This is a genomic window from Methanomethylovorans sp. (assembly GCF_041305605.1).
Taxonomy (GTDB): Archaea; Halobacteriota; Methanosarcinia; order Methanosarcinales; family Methanosarcinaceae; genus Methanomethylovorans.
Genome location: NZ_JBFYLB010000097.1, coordinates 1 through 11,826, shown reverse-complemented (window position 1 = coordinate 11,826; position 11,826 = coordinate 1). Strand labels below are relative to the sequence as shown.

The window sequence follows — 11,826 nt, the reverse complement described above, 5'->3', positions numbered from 1 at the left end:
ATGAGCACTGACCTTGTTGACGTGATGGAAAGAGGACTTCAGGACCCTGCACTTGACAAAGCCCTTCTTGAACCGCCAAAGATTGGGCTTGGAGGCTTGCTGAAGCAGACAAAGGACGAAGATTTCCAGAAAGGCATGGGTATTATGATAGAAATACTTAAGGCGCTGGGACGGGCAACAAAGGATGTTTAAGAAAGGAAGCACCTTTAAGGAGCATTCCTTCTTTTTTATTGCCTATGTTCCGTTGTCCATAAGATAAAAAAGAAACAACACATTGATCTAGGTCTTGTCGTCTTCGAAATTAATAGCGTTGTGTGTGCTATCGCAGAAAGGTTTGTTATTGGAACCACCACACCTACACAAAGCCATTACAGGCTGTGCTGGTATAGGAACACCTTGGGAATTGATTAAGTTATCCACATTCTTTACGATATAAGGACCATTTTTTATGATCTCTATGGATGGTTTTTTATGAGAAACTGTCTTTTCCGCGTGAGTCATAATACTCCTCCAACTTCTACTAATATTCTTAAGTTAATATTGTTTTTGATACTGCTGGACGTGGGCCATATATCCCCGTAGAAATAAGTAATGTAACAGGTTTTTCCCAACCTGAGAACAAAAACCATTTCAAGTACCAGATTGTAAGGATCAGAAAATTATTATCTACGTCTGAACTGATAAACTACAAAAACATTGTAACTACCATACTATAGTAAATAGATGATACTACGTGGAATTAAAATTTCAACTGTCCCCCTTTACTCGCAATGGAGAAAATTCAAGAATGAACTAAATTGCAAATAGATTAAAATAATAAAAAGTAGTTGAATGCAATTATCTGCTAGAATTAGCCGGAAAAATTATCAAATTATGTACGACAGGAAAAAAAGAGATAGTTACTATGATAAAAACAGGATTCTTTTGTTCCGGAAATATATAAGTTTTGTAAGATGAAAATTAAGCTCTGCACTGAATTTTTGTAGTGTCGTGCCTTTAGTAAATTTATTCTGAATTTGAGTCCGAGATACTGCTAATTCCTGAGTTAGATTAAAACCAGAGGTAAAATGTCATTTGAAAACCTAAAGATAAAAAAACCACTTCAAAGAGCACTTGAAAACGAAGGATATACCACTCCTACCCCTATACAGAAACAAGCTATCCCCCACTTGTTGGAAAACAGGGATCTGATAGGTATTGCTCAAACAGGTACAGGCAAGACTGCCGCATTCGTATTACCCATACTTCAAAAACTGTCAGAGGTACATAAACCCTCCAAACCCGGAGTTCCACGCGTACTTGTACTTGCACCCACAAGGGAGCTTGCAGCGCAGATAGGGGACAGCTTTTCTGCTTATGGAAAGTTCATAAGGTTCAGACACACTGTTGTATTCGGTGGTGTAGGGCAGGGGCCCCAGGTAAAAGCTCTTTCCCAAGGTGTTGATGTCCTCATAGCAACCCCAGGCAGGCTTCTTGACCTCCTGGACCAGGGATACGTAAAACTAAATGGTATTGAGTTCTTTGTACTTGACGAAGCCGACAGGATGCTGGACATGGGCTTTATCAAAGACGTATACAAAATAGTCTCTTTACTTCCTGTAAAAAGGCAATCGCTTTTCTTCTCTGCTACTATGTCCCCCCAGATAGCAGAACTTGCCCGAAAGCTTCTTACAAGCCCGGTACACGTGGAAGTATCTCCACAAGCAACAACAGTCGAAAGAATAGACCAATTCGTCTTTTTCGTGGACCAAGAAAACAAGGATGAGCTCCTGCTTGGCCTTCTGCAGCACAATAATTTAAAATGCGTTTTAGTATTCACTCGCACTAAACACCGTGCAAATAAGGTATCCTTGATGCTTAACAAGAATAGGATCGAAGCGGATGCCATCCATGGTAATAAATCACAGAACCAGCGCACTAAGGCTATGGAGGACTTCAAATCAGGAAACGTAAGGGTATTGGTAGCAACAGACATTGCTGCACGTGGAATTGATATTGAAGATATATCCCACGTCATAAATTACGACCTTCCTAATGAACCCGAAAATTATGTGCATCGCATCGGACGTACTGCAAGAGCAGGAGCAGACGGCACAGCATACTCATTCTGTGCATCAGACGAACGTGATTATCTCCGTAGCATCGAAAAACTCACACGCCAGGAAATAGAGGTTGCAGAGCACCACTATCATTCGGAAAAGGCAAAAAATGCCACAGGGGATGCAGCCAAACCGGCACCAAGAAAACAGCGTGGATCAGGAGAGAGAGCTCGCCCACAAAAACAGAATAAGCCGCGATCCGGACCAAGGAATCAGCGCCCTTCAAGAGGCCGCTGACCATCTGAAAATACCACCAACAGCACATTTATCAGTGATGAATACCTTATCGGTATTCACTCTCTGGACCTGTAGTGTAGCGGATATCACTTAAGCCTCCGGAGCTTAGAACCCGGGTTCGAGTCCCGGCAGGTCCGCTAAAAAATTTAAATTATTCTGATTTACTATACCATGTTACACATTACTCATTAATTCAACTGCTCTATTCATATGATAGATAGCAGAGTCTGAATACGTTATCCACATTCCAATATTTTCAGGATCATCAATACCAGCTTTTAAGTCTTTTGCTATCAGGGTCGTGTATTTTCCCACATTGTTCAAGTCAGTGAGAGAGAATGCCCACTCTGACTGTGCCTCTTGGAACATAGGAGATACAGTATATCTACCGTTATCCTCCAGTGCTGTCTGCGTATCATCCATAATTTTTTGTCCAATTGTAGCCAATGCGACATAATCCCTGTTATTCATAGTCACGGATATCTCATCAAGATTAGTTTCCAATAACGCTGAATAATGCGCAACGCTTCCAAACCATGCGTGGTCAGTATTCCAGATTCCAACAACTGGGGTCACACCTTCCCATCCAACTCCTACTACATCGAAGCCCGAATTATTCTGGAGAAGGAAATTGTTACCTCCTCTATCGTATATACCCAACTCGGTGGCTCCATCCAGGTTCCAATCACCTACGATTGGTTCAGTACCTGCCCAGCCGAATCCCACCAGGTCTGCAGAGTTGGTATCAGTGTTCCAAAGAGCCCATGTACCTTCGTTATTATACACACCGACCTCATCTGCACCATCTCCTTTCCAGTCACCTACAATGGGTGTAACTCCTGACCATCCAAGTCCTATTACATCGAAGCCGGAATCGGTACGCAGAAGGAAATTGTTACCTGCAATGTTGTAGATCCCTATATCTGTAACTCCATCAGCATTCCAGTCACCTACCATCGGTTCAGTGCCTGCCCAGCCAAAACCCACGATATCTGCAGAGTTGGTTTCGGTATTCCATAAAGCCCATGTGCCTTCGTTATTATACACTCCGACCTCATCTGCACCATCTCCGTTCCAGTCACCTACAAGAGGTGTAACTCCTGGCCATCCGAGTCCTATGACATCGAAACCGAAATCGGTACGCAGAAGGAAGTTGTTTCCTGCGACGTTGTAAATCCCGATATCTGTAATCCCGTCAGCGTTCCAGTCACCTACCATTGGTTCAGTACCAGCCCAGCCAAAACCTACAATGTCGGCCAAATCAGTACTGGTATTCCACAAAGCCCATGTACCTGCATTATCATACACCCCTACAGACTCCGCTGAGCCGATACCTGCGGTCATCAACACAATACACAATAGTAGCGCAAAATAAATTAGTCTACTTAATTTGATTTGCATTTATATCACCCATCGCGCACCCATTGACTTAGAGTCTCCTTATCCACAACTCTTAATCCCGATTTTCATGCATAAAAATATGAAAGTCTGACACAGCATTTCCGGAAACTTCAATATGTTTATGTTATATTTATTAAGCATGGAACCTAGTTGGTATATATAAACATCGAAAAAGCTTTGGACTATACAATATATTTTTGTTGAGCTTTAAATCCAACATCAAAGTTCTAGAAAACAATCTGTTTTCACTTAATCAACTAGTGCAGTAATTTTGCTGTAAAGTCCTCTATACTGATATAGATTCTAATTCTTCAGTATAAATGTATATCCCCTCTAATCTATAAAAAACACTTTACAGCACTAGATATACTGCCAAAACCTATAGAACTTGGTCTCTTCAGCAAAAACAAATCTTTTGAAAACACAATAAGTTGAATCATTTTCAAGATCCAATTGCCTTTTTATTCGGTTCCTGCTGAGGAAGCTTTACTTTAAAAGTAGACCCTTTACCTTCCTCACTTTCCACCCAGACCTTGCCTTTGTGCATTTCCACAAACTCTTTAACAAGCGCAAGCCCCAGTCCGGTACCACCATAAACCCGTGAAGTGGAAGAATCAACCTGCTTGAAGGGCTTGAATATAATATCCACTGCATGCTCAGGGATTCCTATGCCTGTGTCTGCTACAGCTACTTGCAATTCACCGTCAATAAGTTCCACAGTAAGTGTCACTGACCCCTCAAAAGGAGTGAATTTAACCGCATTGTCAAGTAAGTTATACATGATCTGTTTAAACTTAGTCTTATCTACACATATCTCTGTATTATTAGCAAGTCCATTTATCTCAAATAGTATGTTCTTTCTGATTGCCATAGGGTGTATGATAATCCTTAGATCATCCAACACCTCTTTGATATAAAATTTTTCACAATACAACTCCATTTTTCCCGCTTCGACCTTAGAAAGGTCCAGTATTGTATTGATCAGGTGCAATAGATGTTTCCCACTGTTTAAAATGTTCAGAACATATTTTTCTTGTTTTCCATTCATGTCTCCGAATGTCCCTTGATGCAACATCTGGGAAAAACCGATGATAGAGTTAAGCGGAGTTCTCAGTTCATGACTCATATTCGCCAGGAACTCTGACTTTGTCCTGCTAGCCTCCTCTGCCGCCAGCTTAGCATGTAACATTGCATCTTCTGCCTGTTTACGTTCATTGATGTCCTGGAAGCTCTCAAGGATATACTGTTTACCATGGATAGTGATCCTTTTCGTATTCTTGATGATAGGGTTCTTTCTGCCATCCTTGCATTTGATAGTAGTATCCATACCCTGAAACCCATTAAGCCCCTCAACCCATATAGGACATTTTTTTGAATTTGACCCTTTCGGACACAAAATATCACATAGCTGGCCTACAAGTTCTTCCCTTAAATATCCCGTGATCTCACACGTTTTGTGATTTACATCTTCAATAATATAATCCTGTCCAATGATCAGGGTTCCGCTGGGAATGTTTTCATACAGGGCCTGGAACCTTTCTTCACTTTCCTTTAAGGTTACTTCTGCCAGTTTCCTTTCGGTGAGATCCCTTTGTGAACTCAGAAAACCAGCGAAATTCCCGGTGTCATCAAAGAAAGGGGAGAAATTCAATTCGCAAAAGAACGAACTACCCTCTTTTTTTCTGGACAAGGATTCAATAGAATGCCTTCCACCAGTAAACAGAATATCTTTTAATTTGCTTTTTACTTCTTCACTAAGGCAATCCACCTCCAGAAGATCAAGTGACTTACCCCTCAATTCCTCCAGCTTCCAGCCAAAAAGGTCTTCTGAAGCTTTATTCATGTATAATATCTGAAATTCCCTATCCAGGTAGATCATACTGTCCATAGACTGCTTCGCCATGTTCTTGAGTATGTTCATTTCCATTTCTGCAGACTTATGTTTCGTGATATCCATATTATACACAGATACAGGACGTGGGGAGTTTTTTGAAACCGGTAAAACTTTCATAAAGAACCAGCGAATGCCTTCTGATCCCTCAAATGAATATTCTAATTCAAAACGATCTTCCTTACCGGACATAACATCTTTGATACCTTTTACTGCAGCAGGCTCCCGGATATGGAAAGGCCATTCAATGTCATTATATAGATCCACTATTGCACCTGATATTAAAATAGAGCGTTCATGCAGTACACAACTATGGTCCAGAGACTCAAATGGAAGAATGGCACCATCGGTATAAAAAATAAATGTGCCTTCCGACAAGGTTCCTGACAGACATTCCTCTGGCAGAAGATATTCTTTTTCCTGCTTCTGATCAACTGTCATGATATCAACATACTCGCAAGCCATATATATAATATGATATATAAAAATTTCATTCTTTCATTAAAACAAATAATATTGACATATAATTTGAAGACCATACCAGTGTTATTAACCACTGCAGACATCTTCAGCGGTAAATAATATAAATATTCAGAGTAGTGGATAAATGAAAGACTGAATGGAAGATGGTATGAAGAAAAACAAGAAAATAAAAGGTGGAAATAGACAAACTTCCGGCAGGAACACCCAATTGGGCAGCATCGCAATTGGTGTCGGTGTCGTGCTTATAATTACAGGTGTTGTAGGGATATTACACAACATACACAGTTCTGAAAACTGGTCTGTCTCTGACGAAGGTAAACTTTCCTATGATCTGCCAGAGAAAACAGATTATTCCATAATCAATAGTAATACTACAGAAAGTAGTGACATAGTCAAATTGCTCACATTCAAGAGCAAGGACAATGTTATCCAGAGCCTCATGCATTTTCCTTCATCCAGCGAAAAAGTCCCTGGTATAGTAGTGCTTCCCGGAGCAGGAGTCACTAAGGAAGAACAACAGGGACTTGCATCCGAACTTGTGGAGATGGGGTATGCCACTATCACTATTGATCAGCGTAACCAGGGAGCTGTGTATCCGGAAACAGACCTGGAACTATTCAAACAAGATAAAGAGCCTGTGGAATACAGTATGGTATATGATGTCCTCATGGCTGCAGAAGTGTTAAGAGACCAGAAGGAAGTGGATTCCGACAAGATAGCCATGCTTGGGATCAGCAATGGCGGTAGATTTGCTATAATTGCAACAGCTCTTGACCCTAAGATCAAAGGAGTAGTTGGTATAAGCACATCAGGATATCAGACCAACACAATTGATAAGGACCGCGTAGATGAAAATACATATTTTTTCTACAGGTCAATAGACCCTGATACCTACATAACAACAATATCTCCTCGCAAAGTGGTCATGTTCCATGCTACCAATGACACTATAGTTCCCTACAGCATGGCCGAAGATACATTTGAACTGGCCAGTGAACCAAAAACAATGTATACGGTGAATGGCACTACTCACGGATATAGTCCTTCTACAAAAGAAGAATTAAAAAAGGAACTGGCAATTATCTTTAACAAATGAGCTTGAGCGAAGATCATATAGAAAATCATTGGATCTTACTTGATAGGTACCCGGATAAAAGCCTGCCCGCATGATGAGTAAAAGCCATCTTTTCTTTCACATGGCTCATGGAATTGCATATTATCTTTCCCAAAGTTACTTTGTCTTCCTGATTGAACAGTATTGAGAGGCATCTGAAAATCACCGTCGTGTACAGAGTCATCCATTAGATATATACTAAAAATATATAAAACCCACTATGTGTTAAAATACATCTTTATAATAGACCTCAACTATTACATCTAGCCTGAAAAGAAAGGGGAAATTCATGAAGCTTGAAACACAGTCTGCACTTAGTACTGAACACCTTACATGTATCATGTTCGATATGGACAATACACTTTTTGATTTTGTGCATGCTAAAACACAGGCTTGCCAGAAGATCGTAAACCACATTGGATGTGGCAATGCTCTCGAACTTTTCCAGTACTTCAGAAGACCAGGCTGTGGCTTTGAAGACTGGAATAACATCCGGGACTACATTTGTGATATAGGTGTATTTTCACAGTCCATGTATGATGAATGTTGCCACATATACGAAACCGAGAAATTGAGAGCTGTAGATCCATACCCTAATGCCGTTCCTACTATCCGGGAGCTCAAGGAAATGGGTCTGAAAATTGCAATACTTACCGATGCACATAGCACCAATGCAAAAAAGAGGCTTGAAAAAACCGGTGTTTCAAAATGGCTGGATGCCCTCTTCTGCGCAGATATCACTGGTTCAAGCAAACCTTCACATCAAACTTTCCTTTTTGCCTTGGAAGCACTGGACTTGCAGCCATACGAAACTCTCTTCGTAGGGGACAGCCTGCGCAGGGACATAGTACCTTCAAAGGCCTTAGGAATGTACACTGCCTATGCAGCTTACGGGGACAGGAACAACGACACATACAAAAGATATGAAACTGCGTCTCCTGATTTTATATTGAACGATATCAGCGAAGTGCTTGACCTATTAGGACATGGAAAGAAAACATAAGTATGCAGTACGATGTAATTGTTGTGGGAGGTGGGCCAGTAGGCTCAACTGCAGCACGCTACGCAGCTCAGGAAGGAGCAAAGGTGTTGCTCATTGAAGAACACGCTTTTGTAGGCTCTCCTGTGGGATGTACAGGCCTGCTTAGCACACGTGCCGTAAAAGAATGCGACGTGGAACCTTCAGAAGACTTTGTGCTTAACTCCGTAAGAGGAGCTTACATACACCCACCTTCCGAAAGACCATTACCCATAGATGGAGGCAGAACTAAAGCTTACGTTGTGTCAAGGAAAATGTTCGACAGGACGCTTTTCAGAATGGCAACAGATGCGGGAGTGGACGTGATGCTCAGGACACGTGCAATAGGGATTCAGCGCAGCAACAGTTTGCAAACCCTTAGCGTGCTTGAGAGAGGCAACCACCAGAACATCCAGGCAAAAGTGATCATAGCTGCAGATGGAGTACGTAGTAATCTGGCAAAGATGGCAGGTCTTGGCGGAGTGAAGAAGATCATGCCCGGCATACAGATAGAAGCACCATACCGTTCTGATGACCCTGATTTTGTGGAGCTGTTCGTAGGTTCCAGAGCACCTGGTTTCTTTGCCTGGGCAGTGCCTGTGGATGAGCGTATTTCCAGAATAGGGCTGGCTACCGATGGTATCAATGATCCAAACCCTCATGAATGTCTTCAATGGCTGCTTCAACACCATCCCCACATTGCTTCCAGGTATGTAGGTGGACAAACGGATATGGTGTTTGGCGGCATACCTCTCGGACCCCTGCGCAGGACGTATGCAGACGGGATAATGATAGTAGGTGATGCTGCCGGCCAAACTAAACCTACTTCCGGAGGCGGTATCTATACAGGTGCTTTGTGTGCAAAAATTGCCGCAAAGGTAGCAGCTTCCGTAGATGATGCATCTGCAGGCAGTTTACAGCAATACGAGAAACAATGGAAAACTGCCATCGGGAAAGAACTCAGCATGGGCATGAGGATACATGATTTCATAAAAGGGCTCAGTGACAGTGAACTGGATGAGCTGTTAGGCGCTATGAACACACCTTCCATCCTGGAAACGATCACGGAATGCGGGGATATGGACCATCCTTCAGTGCTCATCAGGAAAATGCTTGACCCAAGGAAGTCAAAGCACATGCTTAAGATATTCTCAGCCTTTGCAAGAGCCGTCCTGTGAATTCCGATATTTGACACCCTATCCGAAATCAGGATACACTTACTCCTTTTACACTTTTTAATTTGAGCAGCTCTTCTACCACTTCTCCTGAAACTTTACTGTCGGTGATAATTGTCAGGCGTGGTTCATTAGTAAAATAAGGGTCATCCGAGACTGCCTGCCTGATACTGACCCCATGATTGGAGATCACACCTGTAACATCGGCAATTATTCCCGTATGTGCCGCATCGTCAGGAATTATGATAATTACTCCAAGACCAAGAGAAGGAGCCACATCCCTTAAAAATGGTATAGAATGGACTTTCTGGAATATGTTCTTCAAAAGAGGATCGTCAAGTATGGCCTCTGTGGTCGAGTCTACCACGCGCCTGTCAACCCCTACCTCCCGGGCAAGCTGAGTATGGGGGATCTCGATCTTACCGGATGTAACTTTTCCGTCTTCGTTGACCTGAAAGCCCCGTTCAAAAAGCAGTCTGATAACTTTCTGCTGAGCAGGGTGTTTTTCAAATTTCTGCATTATCGTGCTCCACATGGGTTATAGATTAGCGTTTAAATTATAAATCCTTAAGGCAGATAAAGGAAGAAAACCTTTTAATCTGAACACACATGTAGAATACCAGGTTTTGTGCACACCTGCTCAGCGGTCCGATGATCCTCATAAAGGATAGAGATCATGTGCTTAAAGACCAGGATGCGGAGTGTAGTATTCTACTTAACCACGATGAGTTTGGCACAGTTGGAGGAAACATATGAAGACATACCGGGACTATGATGACCTGCCCAAGATAGAACTGCCTCATGGGCAGGAGGTGTCGATCAGCGACAGTACCATAAGGGATGGTGCCCAGATGCCGGGCATTGTTATGAAAAGCCAGCACAAAGTGCAGATATACGAGTACCTGCATAGGATCGGCATTGAAAAGCTGGAGACCTTTGTCTATAATGAAAGGGATAGAAAAGCTATCAAACTCATGCAGGACAGAGGATATGAATTCCCGGAAATAACAGGATGGGCACGTGCAAATCCAGCAGATATCGACATGGTCCTCAATGTTGACGGTATAGAGGAAACGGGTATCCTCATGTCTGTATCCGACCCTCACATCTATGACAAAATGAAACTTCCGACCAGGGAGGCAGCCCAGGAAAAATATCTTAATGCCTTGCAATATGCAGTGGACCACGGACTGAGGACACGAGCTCATATCGAAGATATGACACGCGCCGATAATTATGATTTCGTGTTCCCCCTTATAGAAAAGATACTTGAGATAGACCCTGAATGTACCATCCGTATTTGCGATACCATTGGATTTGGCATTCCGTTCATGAACGTGGATGAACCCTACGGGATCCCCACTATTGTCAAATACCTCAAACATGAACTCGGTGCAAAGAATATCGAAACCCACTGCCATGATGACTTTGGACTTGCGGTTGCAAACTCCTTGGCTGGCTACTGGCACGGTGCGAATTGGTCCAATGTGACATATCTGGGCATTGGCGAGAGAGCAGGTAATGCAGAGATGGAAAAGCTGCTGATCTTCCTGAAAAGACGCATCAAGGGCTTTGAGAAATACGACCTGAGCTGCCTGGTGGAGTTTGCCAAGTTCATGGAAAAGGAGATAGGTATACGGATACCCAGAAATAAATCAGTGGTAGGCCAGAATGTATTTGCCCACGAATCAGGCATCCATACTGCAGGCGTCATCAAGAATCCGTTCACATACGAACCATATCCGCCTGAGATAGTTGGAGGGCAGAGGAATTTCCTCATAGGCGATTCTTCCGGCATTGAGGTACTGAAGTTCAAGGTCCAGGAAACACTTAAAGAAATGATGGATGTCCATATAGAGGTAGATAAGAACGATAAGCGCCTCAGGAACATACAGACAGACATCCAGAAACTCTTCAATGAAGAAAAGAGGGTTTCCTGCATTTCCGATGAGGAGATCCGTGCCTATGTCAAGAAATACTTTATGTTCAACCCCATAGTGGACCAGGATCTGCACCGCAGAGGAGAAGACGAAGAAATTAATGATAACGGTGCAGGAAGCAAACAGCGGGAAATTAAACCGCGTATGCATGACGAAGTGGACTGAATTGTAAAAAACACAGGCGGACAGCTAGCCATGAAAAGTAGTAGGGTCCGCCACTAATATTCTTTTTTGAATACCTTGGCTAAAACCAGGACTTTGGAAATTGAATAATGAAAATGAGAGAAGCTATTACTTCAGCTCCTCTACTGTATATCTGGCAATCTCATTTGTCATTTCACTGAGCTTTGCATTGCCTCCCAGATCATAGGTAACATACTTGCCTTCGGATATGACGCGCTCAGTAGCCCTGAATATGGCTGCTGACTTCTCTGATTCACCGAGGTATCCTAGCATCCAGGCACCTGC

The 11,826-nt window shown here is 42.6% G+C and carries 11 protein-coding genes, 1 tRNA gene and 1 pseudogene; 7 read left to right on the top strand and 6 right to left on the bottom strand.

What is annotated here, in order from left to right; all coding sequences use genetic code 11:
- Positions 1 to 192: DUF1641 domain-containing protein (locus ACCM36_RS06245; protein WP_370572888.1), on the top strand; the 192-nt coding region annotated here is incomplete at its 5' end.
- Between the two features lie 87 nt (positions 193 to 279).
- Here ACCM36_RS06245 and ACCM36_RS06240 read toward each other — a convergent pair.
- Positions 280 to 501 carry a CDGSH iron-sulfur domain-containing protein gene (locus tag ACCM36_RS06240; RefSeq protein WP_370572887.1) on the bottom strand — a complete coding sequence of 74 codons (222 nt, stop codon included), beginning with the start codon at positions 499 to 501 and terminating at the stop codon, positions 280 to 282.
- Between the two features lie 566 nt (positions 502 to 1,067).
- On the opposite strand from ACCM36_RS06240, the gene ACCM36_RS06235 reads away from it, so the two are divergent.
- Together ACCM36_RS06235 and ACCM36_RS06230 are read left to right on the top strand one after the other, a co-directional pair.
- Positions 1,068 to 2,336 carry a DEAD/DEAH box helicase gene (locus tag ACCM36_RS06235; RefSeq protein ID WP_370572886.1) on the top strand — a complete coding sequence of 423 codons (1,269 nt, stop codon included), beginning with the start codon at positions 1,068 to 1,070 and terminating at the stop codon, positions 2,334 to 2,336.
- A 65-nt stretch (positions 2,337 to 2,401) separates the two neighbouring features.
- A tRNA-Arg gene (locus ACCM36_RS06230) sits at positions 2,402 to 2,473 on the top strand.
- Positions 2,474 to 2,510: 37 nt separating this feature from the next.
- Here the strand turns inward: ACCM36_RS06230 and ACCM36_RS06225 are convergent.
- Together ACCM36_RS06225 and ACCM36_RS06220 are read right to left on the bottom strand one after the other, a co-directional pair.
- Positions 2,511 to 3,680 carry a hypothetical protein gene (locus ACCM36_RS06225; RefSeq protein ID WP_370572885.1) on the bottom strand — a complete coding sequence of 390 codons (1,170 nt, stop codon included), beginning with the start codon at positions 3,678 to 3,680 and terminating at the stop codon, positions 2,511 to 2,513.
- A 499-nt stretch (positions 3,681 to 4,179) separates the two neighbouring features.
- Positions 4,180 to 6,069 carry a PAS domain-containing sensor histidine kinase gene (locus ACCM36_RS06220; protein ID WP_370572884.1) on the bottom strand — a complete coding sequence of 630 codons (1,890 nt, stop codon included), beginning with the start codon at positions 6,067 to 6,069 and terminating at the stop codon, positions 4,180 to 4,182.
- Between the two features lie 190 nt (positions 6,070 to 6,259).
- On the opposite strand from ACCM36_RS06220, the gene ACCM36_RS06215 reads away from it, so the two are divergent.
- Positions 6,260 to 7,207 (top strand): alpha/beta hydrolase, encoded by a 948-nt coding sequence (locus ACCM36_RS06215; RefSeq protein WP_370572883.1) that lies wholly within the window; start codon positions 6,260 to 6,262, stop codon positions 7,205 to 7,207.
- Between the two features lie 35 nt (positions 7,208 to 7,242).
- Here ACCM36_RS06215 and ACCM36_RS06210 read toward each other — a convergent pair whose 3' ends face one another.
- Positions 7,243 to 7,413 carry a hypothetical protein gene (locus ACCM36_RS06210; protein ID WP_370572882.1) on the bottom strand — a complete coding sequence of 57 codons (171 nt, stop codon included), beginning with the start codon at positions 7,411 to 7,413 and terminating at the stop codon, positions 7,243 to 7,245.
- A gap of 101 nt (positions 7,414 to 7,514) precedes the next feature.
- On the opposite strand from ACCM36_RS06210, the gene ACCM36_RS06205 reads away from it, so the two are divergent.
- Both ACCM36_RS06205 and ACCM36_RS06200 read left to right on the top strand, forming a co-directional pair.
- Positions 7,515 to 8,228 carry an HAD family hydrolase gene (locus ACCM36_RS06205; protein WP_370572881.1) on the top strand — a complete coding sequence of 238 codons (714 nt, stop codon included), beginning with the start codon at positions 7,515 to 7,517 and terminating at the stop codon, positions 8,226 to 8,228.
- A gap of 2 nt (positions 8,229 to 8,230) precedes the next feature.
- Positions 8,231 to 9,421, top strand: coding sequence for an NAD(P)/FAD-dependent oxidoreductase (locus tag ACCM36_RS06200; RefSeq protein WP_370572880.1), 1,191 nt, complete (start codon positions 8,231 to 8,233; stop codon positions 9,419 to 9,421).
- Positions 9,422 to 9,449: 28 nt separating this feature from the next.
- Here the strand turns inward: ACCM36_RS06200 and ACCM36_RS06195 are convergent, their stop codons facing one another.
- Entirely contained in the window at positions 9,450 to 9,953 is a 504-nt protein-coding gene (locus ACCM36_RS06195) for an amino acid-binding protein (protein WP_370572879.1), read from the bottom strand.
- A 217-nt stretch (positions 9,954 to 10,170) separates the two neighbouring features.
- Here ACCM36_RS06195 and ACCM36_RS06190 point away from each other — a divergent pair, with 217 nt between their 5' ends.
- Complete coding sequence (locus tag ACCM36_RS06190; protein WP_370572878.1) at positions 10,171 to 11,523, top strand: isopropylmalate synthase; 1,353 nt, start codon at positions 10,171 to 10,173, stop codon at positions 11,521 to 11,523.
- A 126-nt stretch (positions 11,524 to 11,649) separates the two neighbouring features.
- Here the strand turns inward: ACCM36_RS06190 and ACCM36_RS06185 are convergent.
- Positions 11,650 to 11,826 (bottom strand): annotated as a pseudogene (locus ACCM36_RS06185) (isocitrate/isopropylmalate dehydrogenase family protein); the annotation flags it as partial.